Source organism: Enterobacter sp. 22452 (assembly GCF_052045065.1).
Lineage (GTDB): Bacteria > Pseudomonadota > Gammaproteobacteria > Enterobacterales > Enterobacteriaceae > Enterobacter > Enterobacter mori.
Window position 1 is genome coordinate 58,893 of record NZ_JBQEOB010000007.1, and the last position, 16,440, is coordinate 75,332.

Genomic DNA, 16,440 nt, shown 5'->3' on the forward strand with positions numbered 1-16,440 from the left:
TTTTTGTCTGACAGGCTAATAATAATCACTTTGAAAGGTTTTAAAGTGTTAATTAGATCTCACAATGAAAGAAAAATGGATTATTTTGAAAGTTTATTGATGGGGTCAATGGTTTTCGGTGGAAAAAAGCGCGGATTTGCGTTGGGGGAGTGCGTACCGCTTCCTTGAGGTGTTGCGGATGCTTTACCATACTGGGTTCTTATCGAACCCGTTAAATGGATGTCTCATGTTCAAGCGTCGTTATGCAGCGCTGTTGCCTGCGCTTATTCTGCTGTCTGCCTGTAGTAGCAAACCTAAGACCGAAGCCGTTCAGCAAACGGCGGGTGCGCCTTCGGGAGGATTCCTGCTGGAGCCGCAGCACAATATGATGCAGATGGGCGGCGACTTCGCCAATAACCCGGCGGCCGAACAGTTCATCGATAAAATGGTGAGCAAACACGGCTTTGACAGACAGCAACTGCACGAAATTTTGTCTCAGGCCAAGCGTCTGGACTACGTGCTGCGCCTGATGGACAGGCAGGCACCGACGGCTCAGGTGCCGAGCGGGCCGAATGGCGCGTGGCTGCGCTATCGCAAACAGTTTATTACCCCGGACAACGTGCAAAACGGCGTGGTGTTCTGGAATCAGTATGAAGATGCGCTTAACCGCGCGTGGCAGGTGTACGGCGTACCACCTGAAATCATCGTCGGGATTATCGGCGTGGAAACCCGCTGGGGCCGCGTGATGGGTAAAACCCGCATTCTCGACGCGCTGGCGACGCTCTCCTTTAACTACCCGCGCCGCGCGGAGTACTTCTCTTCCGAGCTGGAAACCTTCCTGCTGATGGCGCGCAGCGAACAGGACGACCCGCTGGATCTGAAAGGGTCGTTTGCCGGTGCGATGGGCTACGGTCAGTTTATGCCGTCTTCCTATAAGCAATATGCCGTCGACTTTAACGGTGATGGTCACATCAACCTGTGGGATCCGGTGGATGCCATCGGCAGCGTGGCGAACTACTTCAAAGCGCACGGCTGGACGCCGGGTGGGCAAGTTGCGGTGCAGGCAAACGGCGAGGCGTTTGGTCTGGAAAACGGCTTCAAAACCAAATACAGCGTTGCACAGCTGACGGCGGCAGGCTTAACGCCAACGCAGCCGCTGGGCAATGTCGATCAGGTGAGCCTGCTGCGTCTGGACGTGGGAACCGGGTATCAGTACTGGTACGGCATGCCGAACTTCTACACCATCACCCGTTATAACCACAGCACCCACTACGCAATGGCGGTGTGGCAGCTGGGGCTGGCGGTGTCTCAGGCCCGCGTCCCGGCGGCGTCACCGTTTAGTCAGTAAGTCATTCTGACGGGTAGGCCGGGTAAGGCAACGCCGCCACCCGGCATGGCTGCATGCACGGTGCGGCCTGATGCCCTCTCCCACGGGAGAGGGGAATTTTGCAGAAACATTTCGCCACACTCCCTTTCCAACCCCGCCATTTACATCTTAACCGCCTTTCATTATTGTTATGTTATAACATTAATTTCGGTGTCAACATGTCAACGTCTCTTTTTTCTCTCTCCGCTCTGGTTCGGCTGTTGCTGGCGCTGGTGCTTGTTGTCTTTATCGGGCTGGCCGTGCGCTGGGCGGTGGCATTGCCATGATCGTGATGAACGAGCTGGTCGCGGGCTATGACTGCCAGCCCGTTACGCGTCTTCTTTCGGGGGTGATCGAACGGGGGAGCATGACCGCCATTATCGGCGCTAACGGCTGCGGGAAATCGACGCTGCTGAAAACGCTGGCGGGGTTTATTCCTCCTGTCAGCGGCGGCTTCCGCTGGCAGGGTAAGCGCCCGGTAATCGGCTGGCTGGCACAGCGTCACGCGCTGGAGGCACAGTTTCCGCTGACCGTACAGGACGTGGTAAGCATGGGCTGCTGGCCGCGCATATCGCTTTTTTCCGGTTTTCGTCGCGAGACGCGGTTGCGGATTGCCAGCGCGCTTGAGCGCGTCGGGCTGGGATCCATGGCGTTATCCACCATCGATGAACTCTCCGGCGGACAGTTTCAGCGCATGCTGTTTGCACGTGTCCTGGTGCAGCAGGCGCCGCTGGTGATGCTGGATGAGCCCTTTACCGGGGTCGATGAAGCCACCTGCAACGTGCTGATGGACCTGATGCTGGAGATGTATATGCAGGGGCAAACGCTGCTCGCGGTTTTACACGACAGCGAGCGCGTGTCACGCCACTTCCCGCAAACCCTACGGCTGGATGCTGACGTTCCCCAGTGGAAAACCGAACGGGTGAGGGTGGCATGATCTGGCATACATTTTTCCAGCCGTTTATCGAATACGGGTTTATGCGCCGCGCGCTGGTGGTTTGCCTGGCGCTCTCCGTCAGCACCACCGCGCTCGGCGTGTTTCTTCAGCTGCGTCGGATGAGCCTGATGGGGGATGCGCTTTCTCACGCCATTTTGCCGGGTGTCGCCGTGGGGTATTTGCTCAGCGGAATGTCGCTGCTGGCGATGAGTATTGGCGGTTTTATCGCGGGAATTACCGTGGCGCTGGTGGCCGGTCTGGTCAGCCGCCGCACGCCGCTCAAAGAAGATGCCAGCTTTGCCGGTTTCTATCTTGGCTCGCTGGCGCTGGGCGTCACGCTGGTCTCGCTGCGCGGCTCGAATGTCGATCTGCTGCATCTGCTGTTTGGCTCCATTCTTGCGGTGGACAACGACGCCGCGCTGTTCGTCACCGGCGTGTGCATCGTCACGCTTATCACGCTGGCGATTTTCTATCGCGGGCTGGTGACAGAGGCCTTTGATACCGCCTGGCTGCAGGTGAATGCTCGCGGGTTACCTGGCTTATTGCATGGACTGTTTCTGGCGCTGCTGGTGCTTAATCTGGTGGCCGGATTTCAGGTGCTTGGCACGCTAATGGCCGTCGGGCTGATGATGCTTCCCGCAGTGGCTGCTCGCTGCTGGGTACGCACGTTACCGGGGTTGTTATTGATGGCGGGCATCAGCGGTATTTTCTGTGCGTGGCTCGGGCTCAGCCTCTCCTGGGCGGCGAGTTTGCCTGCGGGGCCATCCATCGTGCTCACCGCCAGCGCGCTGTTCTTTATCTCTGTTTTATTTGGTACGCGCAGCAGGCTGGCTGGCAGCCTGCGGGCGCTTTTTTAACGCAAGGGGAAATGATGAAACGTACAGGGTTAGCTGTGGCGCTCGCGCTGGGGATGATGTCGCACGGTGTGATGGCGAAAACGCTCAACGTGGTGACCAGTTTTTCAATATTGGGTGACATGGCTCAGGAAGTGGGAGGCGACCACGTGAAAGTGACGACGCTGGTAGGGCCGGACGGCGACCCGCATACCTTCGAACCGTCACCGAAAGACAGCGCGGCGCTGAATAAGGCCGATGTGGTGGTGGTTAACGGTCTGGGGCTGGAGGGCTGGCTCGACCGGCTGGTGAAGGCCTCAGGATTTAAAGGCCAACTGGTGGTGGCGTCGACCGGAGTGAAAACCCACACGCTTGAGGAAGAAGGCAAAACCGTGACCGATCCGCACGCGTGGAACAGCGCGGCGAACGGGGCGCTGTATGCACAAAATATTCTGGACGGGCTGGTGAAAGCTGACCCGGAAGATAAAGCTGCGCTGGAAGCTTCCGGAAAAACGTATGTCGCACAGCTTAACCAGCTGGATAGCTGGACCAAAACGCGTTTTAGCGCGATCCCGAAGGATAAGCGCAAGGTGCTGACCAGCCATGATGCGTTCGGCTATTTCAGCCGCGCCTACGGCGTAACGTTTATGGCCCCGCAGGGGCTGTCGTCAGAGAGCGAGGCCAGTGCGGCGCAGGTGGCTGAGATCATTAATCAGATTAAAGCCGACGGCGTAAAAACCTGGTTTATGGAAAACCAGCTTGACCCGCGACTGGTGAAACAGATTGCCAGCGCCACGGGTGCGCAGCCGGGCGGCGAACTCTACCCGGAAGCACTGTCGTCAAAAGGCGGCGTAGCAGACACCTACGTTAAGGCGTTTCGTCACAATGTCGATACGATTGCGAACAGCATGAAATAACATGCCCAGAGCCGGTGCGCCTGCATCGGCTTTTTTTTGAAGCTCCCTCGTAAAACCGCAAGCGCATCCCCATATCTAACGAGAAAGTGCTATCTTGTGCAGCACGTTTTTCCGAAGCCTGGAGCGAGAATGACTGACCATGAATTGATGCAGCTTAGCGAAGTGGTAGGGTTGGCGCTTAAACAGCGTGGTGCGACCCTCACAACGGCAGAGTCCTGTACTGGCGGTTGGGTTGCCAAAGTGATTACCGACATTGCCGGGAGTTCCGCCTGGTTTGAACGCGGTTTTGTGACCTACAGTAACGAAGCTAAAGCACAGATGATTGGCGTGCGTGAATCGACACTCGAACAGCATGGCGCGGTGAGCGAACCGGTGGTGATTGAGATGGCCATTGGCGCGCTGAAAGAGGCGCGGGCAGATTACTCGATTTCCATAAGCGGCATCGCAGGCCCGGACGGCGGCAGCGACGTGAAGCCTGTCGGCACCGTCTGGTTTGGTTTTGCCACCGCCAAAGGCGAGGGGATCACCCGCCGGGAGTGCTTCAGCGGCGACCGCGAAAGCGTACGTCGCCAGGCAACGGAATACGCATTGAAAACGCTCTGGCAACAATTTCTACAAAATACTTGATACTGTATGACCATACAGTATAATTGCACCAACAGAACAGAAATCCACGGTGAAGCGCAGTCGCTTCTCCCGGCATGACAGGAGTAATAATGGCTATCGACGAGAACAAACAGAAAGCGTTGGCGGCAGCACTGGGCCAGATCGAAAAGCAATTCGGTAAAGGCTCCATCATGCGCCTGGGTGAAGACCGTTCCATGGACGTGGAAACTATCTCCACCGGTTCGCTTTCTCTGGATATCGCACTGGGCGCTGGCGGTTTGCCGATGGGCCGTATCGTAGAAATCTACGGACCGGAATCCTCGGGTAAAACCACCCTGACCCTGCAGGTTGTTGCAGCGGCGCAGCGCGAAGGTAAAACCTGTGCGTTTATCGATGCTGAGCACGCGCTGGACCCTGTCTATGCCCGTAAACTGGGTGTTGATATCGACAACCTGCTGTGTTCCCAGCCGGATACCGGCGAGCAGGCACTGGAAATTTGTGACGCGCTGGCGCGTTCTGGTGCGGTTGACGTGATCATCGTCGACTCCGTTGCGGCACTGACGCCAAAAGCGGAAATCGAAGGTGAAATCGGTGACTCTCACATGGGCCTCGCAGCACGTATGATGAGCCAGGCGATGCGTAAGCTGGCCGGTAACCTGAAGCAGTCCAACACGCTGCTGATCTTCATCAACCAGATCCGTATGAAAATTGGTGTGATGTTTGGTAACCCGGAAACCACTACCGGTGGTAACGCCCTGAAATTCTACGCCTCTGTCCGTCTGGATATCCGCCGTATCGGCGCGGTGAAAGAGGGCGAGAACGTGGTCGGTAGCGAAACCCGCGTGAAGGTTGTGAAGAATAAAATCGCCGCGCCGTTTAAACAGGCTGAGTTCCAGATCCTCTACGGCGAAGGCATCAACTTCCACGGCGAGCTGGTTGACCTGGGCGTGAAAGAAAAGCTGATTGAAAAAGCGGGCGCATGGTACAGCTACAACGGTGACAAGATTGGTCAGGGTAAAGCGAATGCGATCTCCTGGCTGAAAGAGAACCCGGCTGCAGCGAAAGAGATTGAGAAGAAGGTGCGTGAGCTTCTGCTGAATAACCAGGACTCCAAACCTGATTTCGTGGTGGACGCCGCGGATGCTGAAGAAACCAACGAAGACTTTTAAGTTTCTCGTGTAAAGATGAAGGGCTGCTGATGCGGCCCTTTTTGCATTTCTGAATCTGCAGGTTTTTTATGAGTGAATCCACATCACGTCGACCCGCGTATGCACGCTTACTGGACCGCGCGGTGCGCATCCTTGCCGTGCGTGACCACAGCGAACAAGAGCTACGGCGAAAACTGTCAGCACCCGTGATGAGCAAAAACGGACCGGAAGAGATTGATGCTTCAGCAGAAGATTATGACCGCGTGATCGCCTGGTGCTATGAGCATCACTATCTTGACGACGAGCGCTTTGCTTCACGCTTTCTCGCCAGCCGTGGCCGCAAAGGATACGGGCCCGCGCGCATTCGGCAGGAGCTGAACCAGAAAGGGGTTGCCCGTGAATCGATTGAAAAAGCGATGCGCGAATGCGATACCGACTGGTGCGAGTTGGCAAAAGAACAGGCGATTCGGAAATACGGCGAACCGCTGCCGCGTGAATTTTCAGAAAAAGTCAAAATCCAACGCTTTTTGCTCTACCGCGGCTTTCTGATGGAAGATATTCAGGATATCTGGCGTAATTTTGCCGATTGAACGCATGCGGGATTTTACTTCCCACCCAAGAAAACTTATCTTATTCCCACTTTTTCCAGTAGCTGGTCTGTCCAACGGTTTACCGATACAGACCTGCTGCGACATTTCGTTAGCTTGATTTCAGGATAATTATGAGCAAGAGCACCGCTGAGATCCGTCAGGCGTTTCTCGACTTTTTCCATAGTAAGGGACACCAGGTTGTTGCCAGCAGCTCCCTGGTACCGAACAATGATCCGACTCTGCTGTTTACCAACGCCGGGATGAACCAGTTCAAGGATGTTTTCCTTGGTCTCGACAAGCGTAATTATTCCCGCGCCACAACCTCACAGCGTTGCGTGCGTGCGGGCGGTAAACACAACGACCTGGAAAACGTCGGTTACACCGCGCGTCACCATACTTTCTTCGAAATGCTGGGTAACTTCAGCTTCGGCGACTACTTCAAACACGATGCTATCCAGTACGCATGGGAACTGCTGACCGGTGAAAACTGGTTCAACCTGCCGAAAGAACGTCTGTGGGTTACCGTTTACGAAACCGATGACGAAGCGTTCGAAATCTGGGAAAAAGAAGTCGGTATCCCGCGCGAACGTATTATTCGCATCGGCGATAATAAAGGCGCACCTTATGCGTCTGACAACTTCTGGCAGATGGGTGATACCGGTCCTTGCGGTCCGTGCACCGAGATCTTCTACGACCACGGCGACCACATCTGGGGCGGCCCTCCGGGAAGCGCTGAAGAAGATGGCGACCGCTACATTGAGATCTGGAACATCGTCTTCATGCAGTTCAACCGTCAGGCTGACGGTACCATGGAGCCGCTGCCGAAGCCGTCCGTTGATACCGGTATGGGTCTGGAACGTATTGCCGCAGTGCTGCAGCACGTTAACTCCAACTATGACATCGACCTGTTCAGCACGCTGATCAAGTCCGTCGCGGAAGTGACCGGTGCGACCGACCTCAGCAACAAATCGCTGCGCGTTATCGCAGACCACATTCGTTCCTGCGCGTTCCTGATTGCCGATGGCGTTATCCCGTCGAATGAAAACCGTGGCTACGTGCTGCGTCGTATCATTCGTCGTGCCATTCGTCACGGCAACATGCTGGGCGCGAAGGACACCTTCTTCTATAAACTCGTTGGGCCACTGATTGGCGTGATGGGGGCTGCCGGTGATGAGCTGAAACGCCAGCAGGCGCAGGTCGAACAGGTCCTGAAAACCGAAGAAGAGCAGTTTGCGCGTACGCTTGAGCGCGGTCTGGCGCTGCTGGACGAAGAGCTGGCGAAGCTTAAAGGCGACACGCTGGATGGCGAAACCGCTTTCCGCCTGTACGACACCTACGGCTTCCCTGTTGACCTGACGGCAGACGTCTGCCGCGAGCGCAACATCAAAGTTGACGAAGCGGGCTTCGAAACCGCGATGGAAGAACAGCGTCGTCGTGCGCGTGAATCCAGCGGTTTCGGCGCAGACTATAACGCGATGATCCGCGTTGATAGCGCATCAGAATTCAAAGGCTATGAAGCACTGGAACTGACCGGCAAAGTGACCGCCCTGTTTGTTGACGGTAAAGCCGTGGACAGCATCAGCGCGGGTCAGGATGCGGTTGTGATTCTGGACAAAACGCCGTTCTACGCGGAATCCGGCGGCCAGGTTGGCGATAAGGGCGAGCTGAAAGGCAACGGCTTTAGCTTCAGCGTTAGCGACACCCAGAAATACGGTCAGGCGATTGGTCACCAGGGCAAACTGGTTTCCGGTTCTCTGAAAGTGGGCGAGGGCGTACAGGCTAACGTTGATGAAGCACGCCGCGCGCGCATTCGTCTGAACCACTCTGCAACCCACCTGATGCACGCTGCCCTGCGCGACGTGCTGGGTACCCACGTTGCACAGAAAGGTTCTCTGGTTAACGACAAAGTGCTGCGTTTCGACTTCTCGCATTTTGAAGCGATGAAACCGTCTGAAATCCGCGCGGTGGAAGATCTGGTGAACGCGCAGATCCGTCGCAACCTGCCAATCGAGACCCACATCATGGAGCTCGAGGACGCGAAGAAAAAAGGTGCGATGGCGCTGTTTGGCGAGAAATATGACGACCATGTTCGCGTGCTGAGCATGGGCGACTTCTCTACCGAGCTGTGTGGCGGTACGCACGCATCGCGCACCGGCGACATCGGCCTGTTCCGCATTGTTTCCGAATCAGGTACGGCGGCAGGTGTGCGTCGTATTGAAGCGGTGACCGGTGAAGGCGCAATCGCCAGCCTGCATGCGCAGAGCGATCAGTTGCACGACATCGCGCAGCTGCTGAAAGGCGATAGCCAGAACCTGGGCGAGAAAGTGCGCGTTGCGCTGGATCGCACGCGTCAGCTGGAAAAAGAGCTGCAGCAGCTGAAAGAGCAGGCTGCGGCGCAGGAGAGTGCAAACCTCTCCAGCAAGGCTGTAGACATTAAGGGCGTCAAACTGCTGGTCAGCGATCTGGCGGGCGTTGAGCCTAAGATGCTGCGCACTATGGTCGACGATCTCAAGAACCAGCTTGGTTCTACCGTTATCGTGCTGGCGACAGTGGCAGAAGGTAAGGTTTCTCTGATTGCGGGCGTCTCTAAGGATGTGACCGACCGCGTCAAAGCAGGGGAGCTGATTGGTATGGTCGCCCAGCAGGTGGGTGGCAAAGGTGGCGGTCGTCCGGACATGGCGCAAGCCGGTGGTACGGATGCGGCGGCACTTCCTGCGGCATTGGCCAGCGTTGAAAGCTGGGTAAGCGCGAAACTGTAATAACTACAAAGCACAAGCAGACGCCATAGCGGTAACGTTATGGCGTCTTGTTCACTGCGCTATCGATAACGATAAAGTCAGGTTGAGTTTGTGTATATCGGCTAAACTTACGTTTAACAGAATGTGATGCCGTGACTGCTTACACTTTACGTGTTTGTCATCGCTTACTTTTTGGCGTTATATGATGGATAATGCCGGGATACAAGAGACCCGACTCTTTTAATCTTTCAAGGAGCAAAGAATGCTGATTCTGACTCGTCGAGTTGGTGAGACCCTCATGATTGGGGATGAGGTCACCGTGACAGTTTTAGGGGTAAAGGGTAACCAGGTACGTATTGGTGTTAACGCTCCTAAAGAAGTATCTGTCCACCGTGAAGAGATCTACCAGCGTATCCAGGCTGAAAAATCCCAGCAGTCCAGTTACTGATATTGTCGCGTCTCGCTGTCGGGCGAGACGCAACCCTCCTGCCATTTTTCCTGCATAAAGTTACCGTTCTATTTCAATCGCTCTGTTTTTAACCACTCCTTCACTCTTATCTCGCCCTGACTGCGTGTTTCTCACAAGAGTTTTCTGTGAAGATGTCTGCAAAATCCGCTTATAAAACACCCTCTTTGCGGCTTTTACATGCGAATTGCGTGCGATTTGTGCAAACGATAAAAGGTTGTGGAAAATTGTTTGACTTATAAGTCCCAGAAAGTAATATATGCGCCACGCAGCGACGAGAAGCTCTTAACGAGTTGCTCGAAGCACTCGAAAGAGGCGTTGTGTGGTGAGGTGGCCGAGAGGCTGAAGGCGCTCCCCTGCTAAGGGAGTATGCGGTCAAAAGCTGCATCCGGGGTTCGAATCCCCGCCTCACCGCCATTTTGCATCCGTAGCTCAGCTGGATAGAGTACTCGGCTACGAACCGAGCGGTCGGAGGTTCGAATCCTCCCGGATGCACCATCTATTACTTCATATTGCTTTAGAAGTGATATGAATATCGAGCAGTACAGTAGTAAATCCCGATGCATCCGTAGCTCAGCTGGATAGAGTACTCGGCTACGAACCGAGCGGTCGGAGGTTCGAATCCTCCCGGATGCACCATTTACTATTTCTGAAAGCAGTTCCCTGATGCATCCGTAGCTCAGCTGGATAGAGTACTCGGCTACGAACCGAGCGGTCGGAGGTTCGAATCCTCCCGGATGCACCATTTACTGTTTCTAAAAGCATTTCCCGATGCATCCGTAGCTCAGCTGGATAGAGTACTCGGCTACGAACCGAGCGGTCGGAGGTTCGAATCCTCCCGGATGCACCATCTTCCCTTTCTTTGTTTATTCCTTCGACGTTCTGTCAGCAATCACACTCTCAATCAGCGACAAAAACCACCATTTACGATAAAGTAATGCTTTGTTAATCGGTTAGCGAGAGCACGATGTACGCACAGTATGACGGTTTGATCTTCGATATGGATGGCACTCTCCTGGATACCGAACCTACGCATCGTAAAGCCTGGACTGACGTTCTGGGCCGCTACGGTATGCGTTTCGACCTTCAGGCGATGATTGCCCTCAACGGATCCCCCACCTGGCGTATTGCGCAGGCCGTGATTGAACTGAATCAGGCCGATCTCGACCCGCACCTGCTCGCACGTGAAAAAACCGATGCGGTCAAAGCCATGCTTTTAGATACCGTACGCCCTCTGCCGCTGATTGACGTGGTAAAAGAGTGGCACGGGCGTCGCCCGATGTCGGTAGGAACAGGCAGCGAAAGTGCGATTGCTGAAGCATTACTCAACCATCTTGGCCTTCGCCACTATTTTTCTGCCGTAGTTGCCGCCGATCATGTTAAACATCACAAGCCCGCACCGGACACCTTCCTGCTCTGTGCAGAGTTAATGGGCGTCCCGGCGGCAAAATGCGTTGTGTTTGAAGATGCCGATTTCGGTATCCAGGCCGCGCGTGATGCCGGAATGGACGCGGTGGATGTGCGCTTACTGTGAGTGACGCGCTGTCACTCGCCTCATTATTCGCCAGCAGTTTTTTAAGCGCCACGCTGTTACCGGGAAATTCGGAAGTGGTACTGGTGGCGATGCTGTTGTCCGGCGTGAGTCAGCCCTGGTTGCTCGTATTAATAGCAACAATGGGTAATAGCCTTGGGGGGCTGACTAACGTTATTCTTGGGCGTTTCTTTCCGCTGCGCGAAAAGTCGCGCTGGCAGGAAAAGGCAGTCGGCTGGCTAAAACGCTATGGCGCTGCCACGCTGTTATTAAGCTGGATGCCTGTAATAGGCGATTTACTGTGTCTGCTGGCGGGATGGATGCGCATCTCCTGGGGACCGGTGCTCTTTTTTTTGTGCCTTGGCAAGGCGTTGCGCTATGTTCTCGTGGCGTGGGCAACACTACAGGGTATGACGTGGTGGCACTAATTGGTGGAATGAATACGCGACCTTCAATCGTCAACCATTACAATTATGCTGAGTAACATTACTTTGACAGGCGGGAGGTCAATTTGATCCCGGACGTATCTCAGGCGCTGGCCTGGCTGGAAAACCACCCTCAGGCTCTGAAGGGTATTCAGCGTGGTCTTGAGCGTGAAACGCTGCGCGTTAACGCGGACGGTAGCTTAGCGACGACGGGTCACCCGAAGGCGTTAGGCTCGGCGCTGACACATAAATGGATCACAACCGATTTTGCTGAGGCGCTGCTGGAGTTCATCACGCCGGTGGAAGGTGATGTTGATCATATGCTTTCCATTTTGCGTGACATTCATCGCTTTACTGCCCGTAACATGGGCGATGAGCGCATGTGGCCGCTCAGCATGCCGTGCTATATCGAGCAGGGGCAGGAGATTGAGCTGGCACAATACGGCACGTCCAATATCGGTCAACTGAAGACGCTGTATCGCGAAGGGTTGAAAAACCGCTACGGCGCGTTAATGCAGACGATTTCAGGCGTGCATTACAACTTCTCACTGCCAATGGCGTTCTGGCAGGCAAAATGCGGCGAAACCGATAAAGACGCGATCTCAGCGGGCTACTTCCGCCTGATCCGCAACTACTATCGTTTTGGCTGGATCATTCCGTATCTGTTTGGTGCCTCTCCGGCGATCTGTTCTTCCTTCCTGCAGGGAAAACCGACCACGCTGCCGTTCGAGAAGACCGAGTGCGGAATGTATTACCTGCCGTACGCGACCTCTCTGCGCCTGAGCGACCTTGGCTATACCAATAAATCGCAAAGCAATCTCGGTATTACGTTTAACGATTTGCACGAGTATGTGGCAGGATTGAAGCGGGCGATCAAAACCCCGTCGGAAGAGTACGAGAAAATCGGCCTCGAAAAAGACGGCAAGCGCCTGCAAATCAACAGTAATGTGCTGCAGATTGAAAACGAGCTGTATGCGCCGATTCGTCCAAAACGCGTTACCCGCAGCGGTGAAACGCCGTCGGACGCGCTGCAGCGCGGCGGGATTGAATACATTGAAGTACGCTCGCTGGATATCAACCCGTTCTCGCCGATTGGCGTCGACGAGCAGCAGGTTCGCTTCCTCGATCTGTTTATGGTCTGGTGCGTGCTGGCGGATGCGCCGGAAATGAGTTCAGACGAACTGCTTTGTACCCGCACCAACTGGAATCGCGTGATTCTGGAAGGGCGCAAGCCTGGCCTGACGTTAGGCATCGGCTGTGAAACGGCACAGTTCCCGCTCGCTAAGGTGGGTAAAGATCTGTTCCACGACCTGAAGCGCGTGGCCCAGACGATGGACAGCGTATACGGTGGTGAAGCGTATCAGGCCGTTTGCGACCAGCTGGTTGAAAGCTTTGATAATCCTGAACTGACGTTCTCAGCACGCATTCTGCGTTCTATGATTGATCAGGGCATTGGCGGCACGGGGCGTTCACTCTCAGCGGAGTACCGTGAGATGCTGATGCAGGAGCCGTTAGAAGTGCTGAGCGAAGCGGATTTTGTGGCGGAACGCGATGCGTCCGTCATGCGTCAGAAAGAGGTTGAAGCGGCGGATACCGAGTCGTTTGAGGCGTTTCTGGCGAAGCAGGCTTGAGCTGAAAAAGAAAAAGGCCACATCGCTGTGGCCAAAATATACATCTCTGAATTCAGGGATGATGATAACAAATGCGCGTCTTTCATATACTCAGACGCGCATTCTGTAGAAGAGTTCAGTTTATTTTAAAAAAAATCACTATCGGAGGTGACGTATGCCGTTATTAGATAGCTTTACTGTCGACCATACCCGTATGGAAGCACCTGCAGTCCGCGTGGCGAAGACCATGCACACCCCGCACGGCGACACGATCACCGTTTTCGATCTGCGTTTCTGCGTGCCAAATAAAGAAGTGATGCCGGAGAAAGGCATTCACACGCTGGAGCACCTGTTCGCCGGTTTCATGCGCGACCACCTGAACGGCAACGGCGTTGAGATCATCGATATCTCTCCGATGGGCTGCCGTACCGGTTTCTACATGAGCCTGATTGGTGTGCCTGACGAGACGCGCGTTGCAGATGCGTGGAAAGCGGCGATGGAAGACGTGCTGAAGGTGAAAGAGCAGAACCAGATCCCTGAGCTGAACGTTTATCAGTGCGGGACTTACCAGATGCACTCTCTGGAAGAAGCGCAGGAAATCGCGCGCCACATCATCGAGCGTGACGTTCGCGTGAACAGCAACGACGAGCTGGCCCTGCCAAAAGAAAAACTGCAGGAACTGCACATCTAGTGCACCTTTTCCCTCTCCCTCAGGGAGAGGGTAGGGTGAGGGTGGTTTAACCCCATGACCACAACCTCTACTTTCTCCTTTACCCATCGCCCCCTCGTTCCGTTTGCCCATGATTACGTTCACGGCGACAGCGAGCCGTGGCACCAGCACGACTGCGCTCAGCTGTTGCACAGCCTGACTGGCGTGGTGCGGGTCGATACCGCATCCGGCTGCTGGGTGGTGCCACCCGGTCGCGGCGTCTGGCTCCCTGCGGGGACACAGCACTCTCTTCGAATCACCGGCAATGTCGCAGCCCGCACGCTGTTTATCGATCCGCTGGCGCGCGCCGATCTCCCGGCCACCTGCCAGATCGTGCAGATCACGCCGCTGTTGCGCGAGCTGATCCTCGTCTCCCTTGCTTTACCTGAATCGTACTCACCCGGCAGCCGGGATGAACGTGTCTATGAGCTGATCCTCGATGAAATCCGCATGATGCCGGCATTGCCGTTTTATCTGCCGGAGCCAGAAAGTGAAGCATTACGTCATCTGTGTCTGCAAATCCGGCAAAACGCGGGGGAAAGCTGGAGCAGCGCGCAGGCAGCGAGCCTGGTAGGGATGAGCGAGCGTACCCTGAACCGCCATTTTCAGCAGCAAACGGGATTAAGCTACGGTGAGTGGGTGAGAAGGGCGCGCCTGCTGGAAGCCTTAGTGCGGCTGGCGCAGGGTCAGCCGGTGCTGCGTGTGGCGCTGGATCTGGGTTACGGCAGTCACAGCGCCTTTACAGCGATGTTCCGCCGGGTGATGGGAACTTCACCCAGCGATTACTTTAAGAACGACTGACGGCGTTGAACAGCGCCTGAAGCGACGCGCGCGCCACGTCGCTGTCAATGCCCACGCCCCAGTGGCTGCTGCCGTCCTGGAACAGGCAGCGGATGTAGGCTACCGAGCGGCTGTCGCTGCGTTCGCCTAACGTATGCTCGTGGTAATCCTTAATCACGAACGGGGCGTTGACCCAGCGGCTTAAGCCCTGAGCGGCGGCAGAAAGCAGACCATTACCCTGACCCTCCAGCTGGCGCGTTCCTCCCTGCGTGGTGACGCTTGCCGTTAAGTGCAGTTGGCCATCCTGCTGGCTGTCGCTGCGGTAGGATTGCAGCGCATACTGCGGTGTCGCTATCAGGCCGTAGCGGGTGCGGAACAGCTGCCACAGCGCATTCTGCGTCATCTCTTTTCCGTGGCGATCGGTTTCCTGCTGCACGTGCTGGCTAAAATCCTGCTGCAGGGCGCGGGGTAATTTCAGGCCATGGTTCTGTTCGATGAGCCACGCGCTGCCGCTTTTGCCCGACTGGCTGTTCACGCGGATCACCGCTTCATAGGTACAGCCGATATCCTGCGGATCGACGGGCAGATAGGGCATCTCCCAGCGCTCGCCAGGCTGACGGGCATCAAAGCCTTTTTTGATCGCGTCCTGGTGCGAGCCGGAGAAGGCGGTATACGCCAGCCGCCCCGCCCACGGATGGCGCGGGTGCACAGGCAGCTGGTTACAGGCTTCCACCACTTCCACCACCCGGTTCATATCGCTAAAGTCCAGATTCGGGCTAACGCCCTGGCTGTAAAGATTCATCGCCAGCGTCACCAGGCAGACGTTGCCCGTGCGCTCACCGTTGCCAAACAGGCAGCCCTCCACGCGATCTGCGCCTGCCATCATGGCCAGCTCCGCGCTGGCGACGCCGGTGCCGCGGTCGTTATGCGGATGCACGCTGATGCAGACATCGCGGCGGCGGCTGAAGTGGCGGCAGAAATACTCGATCTGATCGGCGTAGACGTTAGGCGTGCTCACTTCGACGGTAGCGGGTAAATTAATCACCATTGGCCGCGCATCGCACGGCTGCCAGATCTCCGCCACCGCTTCACAAATCTCCAGCGCAAACGCCGGTTCGGTAAAGCAGAAGGTCTCCGGGGAGTACTCGTACTGCCAGCGGGTATCCGGATTCTCTTCACACAGCTGACGAATAAGGCGCGTGGCGCGCGTTGCCAGCTCGACGACTTGCGCTTTCTCCATGCCGAACACCAGGCGGCGGAACAGCGGGGCGGTGGCGTTATACAGATGGACGGTCGCCTGTTTCGCACCGCGCAGGGATTCAAAAGTGCGACGGATGAGATCTTCCCGCGCCTGGGTTAACACCTGAATCGTGACGTCATCGGGAATGCGGTTTTCTTCAATCAGCTGACGCACAAAATTGAAGTCGGTCTGGGAGGCGGACGGAAAGGCCACCTCAATCTCTTTGAATCCGCAGCCCAGCAGCAGGTTCCAGAACTGCAGCTTGCGTGCGCTGTCCATCGGCTCGGCAAGCGCCTGGTTGCCGTCGCGTAAGTCGGTTGAGAGCCAGCGCGGCGCGCGGGTGATGCGTTGCTCCGGCCAGCGGCGGTCGGGCAGGGAAAGCGTGGGATAGGGTTGGTACTTGTCGGCGGGTGTGTTCAGCATGATGCGCTCCTGTTGTCTTTTCACTATCGTGAATCGATTTCAGGCGCGCTGCTTTATCGAAACTGACAATCGCTGTCGCGTACTGGACATCGGTGGCGATTGTTGCCCGGTGGCGGCTACGCCTTACCGGGCCTACGGGCAT

The 16,440-nt window shown here is 55.9% G+C and carries 15 protein-coding genes and 5 tRNA genes; 19 read left to right on the forward strand and 1 reads right to left on the reverse strand.

All coding sequences use genetic code 11. The features are described 5' to 3' along the window. Positions 1-226 precede the first annotated feature (226 nt). The 19 genes from mltB to ACTJJA_RS19030 all read left to right on the forward strand — a co-directional run bounded on the left by mltB (position 227) and on the right by ACTJJA_RS19030 (position 14,656). Entirely contained in the window at positions 227-1,327 is a 1,101-nt protein-coding gene (gene mltB, locus ACTJJA_RS18940; RefSeq protein ID WP_173651697.1) for a lytic murein transglycosylase B, read from the forward strand. 301 nt (positions 1,328-1,628) lie between these two features. Then, positions 1,629-2,282: a metal ABC transporter ATP-binding protein gene (locus tag ACTJJA_RS18945; RefSeq protein ID WP_440668927.1), complete on the forward strand. Its 654-nt coding sequence runs from the start codon at positions 1,629-1,631 to the stop codon at positions 2,280-2,282. After that, positions 2,279-3,139, forward strand: coding sequence for a metal ABC transporter permease (locus ACTJJA_RS18950; RefSeq protein WP_010434409.1), 861 nt, complete (start codon positions 2,279-2,281; stop codon positions 3,137-3,139). Before ACTJJA_RS18945 ends, ACTJJA_RS18950 begins: the two co-directional genes overlap by 4 nt. A gap of 14 nt (positions 3,140-3,153) precedes the next feature. Beyond that, the gene (locus ACTJJA_RS18955; RefSeq protein WP_440668953.1) at positions 3,154-4,032 is read left to right on the forward strand and encodes a metal ABC transporter substrate-binding protein; all 879 of its coding nucleotides are present in this window, start codon (positions 3,154-3,156) and stop codon (positions 4,030-4,032) included. Positions 4,033-4,161: 129 nt separating this feature from the next. Beyond that, the gene (gene pncC, locus ACTJJA_RS18960) at positions 4,162-4,659 is read left to right on the forward strand and encodes a nicotinamide-nucleotide amidase (protein ID WP_440668928.1); all 498 of its coding nucleotides are present in this window, start codon (positions 4,162-4,164) and stop codon (positions 4,657-4,659) included. 89 nt (positions 4,660-4,748) lie between these two features. Then, positions 4,749-5,807, forward strand: a complete 1,059-nt coding sequence (recA, locus tag ACTJJA_RS18965; RefSeq protein ID WP_212474277.1) for a recombinase RecA — start codon at positions 4,749-4,751, stop codon at positions 5,805-5,807. A gap of 68 nt (positions 5,808-5,875) precedes the next feature. Next, positions 5,876-6,376: a recombination regulator RecX gene (gene recX, locus ACTJJA_RS18970; protein WP_042713545.1), complete on the forward strand. Its 501-nt coding sequence runs from the start codon at positions 5,876-5,878 to the stop codon at positions 6,374-6,376. A 131-nt stretch (positions 6,377-6,507) separates the two neighbouring features. After that, positions 6,508-9,135 (forward strand): alanine--tRNA ligase, encoded by a 2,628-nt coding sequence (alaS, locus tag ACTJJA_RS18975; protein ID WP_440668929.1) that lies wholly within the window; start codon positions 6,508-6,510, stop codon positions 9,133-9,135. A gap of 241 nt (positions 9,136-9,376) precedes the next feature. Continuing rightward, entirely contained in the window at positions 9,377-9,562 is a 186-nt protein-coding gene (gene csrA / locus ACTJJA_RS18980; RefSeq protein ID WP_000906486.1) for a carbon storage regulator CsrA, read from the forward strand. A 342-nt stretch (positions 9,563-9,904) separates the two neighbouring features. Then, positions 9,905-9,997, forward strand: a tRNA-Ser gene (locus ACTJJA_RS18985). A 4-nt stretch (positions 9,998-10,001) separates the two neighbouring features. Further along, positions 10,002-10,078, forward strand: a tRNA-Arg gene (locus ACTJJA_RS18990). A 64-nt stretch (positions 10,079-10,142) separates the two neighbouring features. After that, positions 10,143-10,219, forward strand: a tRNA-Arg gene (locus ACTJJA_RS18995). Positions 10,220-10,248: 29 nt separating this feature from the next. Further along, positions 10,249-10,325: transfer RNA gene (locus ACTJJA_RS19000), tRNA-Arg, on the forward strand. 28 nt (positions 10,326-10,353) lie between these two features. Then, positions 10,354-10,430 (forward strand) — tRNA-Arg (locus ACTJJA_RS19005). Positions 10,431-10,547: 117 nt separating this feature from the next. After that, positions 10,548-11,114: a fructose-1-phosphate/6-phosphogluconate phosphatase gene (yqaB, locus tag ACTJJA_RS19010; protein WP_120159325.1), complete on the forward strand. Its 567-nt coding sequence runs from the start codon at positions 10,548-10,550 to the stop codon at positions 11,112-11,114. Next, the gene (locus ACTJJA_RS19015) at positions 11,111-11,539 is read left to right on the forward strand and encodes a YqaA family protein (protein ID WP_008499541.1); all 429 of its coding nucleotides are present in this window, start codon (positions 11,111-11,113) and stop codon (positions 11,537-11,539) included. The genes yqaB and ACTJJA_RS19015 overlap by 4 nt, the downstream gene beginning before the upstream one ends. Before the next feature lie 83 nt (positions 11,540-11,622). Further along, positions 11,623-13,167 (forward strand): glutamate--cysteine ligase, encoded by a 1,545-nt coding sequence (gene gshA, locus ACTJJA_RS19020; protein WP_440668930.1) that lies wholly within the window; start codon positions 11,623-11,625, stop codon positions 13,165-13,167. A 154-nt stretch (positions 13,168-13,321) separates the two neighbouring features. Continuing rightward, entirely contained in the window at positions 13,322-13,837 is a 516-nt protein-coding gene (gene luxS / locus ACTJJA_RS19025; RefSeq protein ID WP_010434381.1) for an S-ribosylhomocysteine lyase, read from the forward strand. 54 nt (positions 13,838-13,891) lie between these two features. Beyond that, on the forward strand, positions 13,892-14,656 hold the full coding sequence (locus tag ACTJJA_RS19030) for an AraC family transcriptional regulator (RefSeq protein WP_440668931.1): 765 nt from the start codon (positions 13,892-13,894) through the stop codon (positions 14,654-14,656). Here the strand turns inward: ACTJJA_RS19030 and leuA are convergent. Further along, a complete protein-coding gene (leuA, locus tag ACTJJA_RS19035) occupies positions 14,643-16,298 on the reverse strand; it encodes a 2-isopropylmalate synthase (RefSeq protein ID WP_440668932.1) in 1,656 nt (551 codons plus the stop codon). The two genes, ACTJJA_RS19030 and leuA, sit on opposite strands and share 14 nt — an antisense overlap. Between the last annotated feature and the right edge of the window lie 142 nt (positions 16,299-16,440).

Coding starts and splice junctions, on each gene's coding strand:
- mltB (WP_173651697.1), top strand. CDS start 227: ATGTTCAAGCGTCGTTATGCAGCGCTGTTGCCTGCGCTTATTCTGCTG.
- ACTJJA_RS18945 (WP_440668927.1), top strand. CDS start 1,629: ATGATCGTGATGAACGAGCTGGTCGCGGGCTATGACTGCCAGCCCGTT.
- ACTJJA_RS18950 (WP_010434409.1), top strand. CDS start 2,279: ATGATCTGGCATACATTTTTCCAGCCGTTTATCGAATACGGGTTTATG.
- ACTJJA_RS18955 (WP_440668953.1), top strand. CDS start 3,154: ATGAAACGTACAGGGTTAGCTGTGGCGCTCGCGCTGGGGATGATGTCG.
- pncC (WP_440668928.1), top strand. CDS start 4,162: ATGACTGACCATGAATTGATGCAGCTTAGCGAAGTGGTAGGGTTGGCG.
- recA (WP_212474277.1), top strand. CDS start 4,749: ATGGCTATCGACGAGAACAAACAGAAAGCGTTGGCGGCAGCACTGGGC.
- recX (WP_042713545.1), top strand. CDS start 5,876: ATGAGTGAATCCACATCACGTCGACCCGCGTATGCACGCTTACTGGAC.
- alaS (WP_440668929.1), top strand. CDS start 6,508: ATGAGCAAGAGCACCGCTGAGATCCGTCAGGCGTTTCTCGACTTTTTC.
- csrA (WP_000906486.1), top strand. CDS start 9,377: ATGCTGATTCTGACTCGTCGAGTTGGTGAGACCCTCATGATTGGGGAT.
- yqaB (WP_120159325.1), top strand. CDS start 10,548: ATGTACGCACAGTATGACGGTTTGATCTTCGATATGGATGGCACTCTC.
- luxS (WP_010434381.1), top strand. CDS start 13,322: ATGCCGTTATTAGATAGCTTTACTGTCGACCATACCCGTATGGAAGCA.
- ACTJJA_RS19030 (WP_440668931.1), top strand. CDS start 13,892: ATGACCACAACCTCTACTTTCTCCTTTACCCATCGCCCCCTCGTTCCG.
- leuA (WP_440668932.1), bottom strand. CDS start 16,298: ATGCTGAACACACCCGCCGACAAGTACCAACCCTATCCCACGCTTTCC.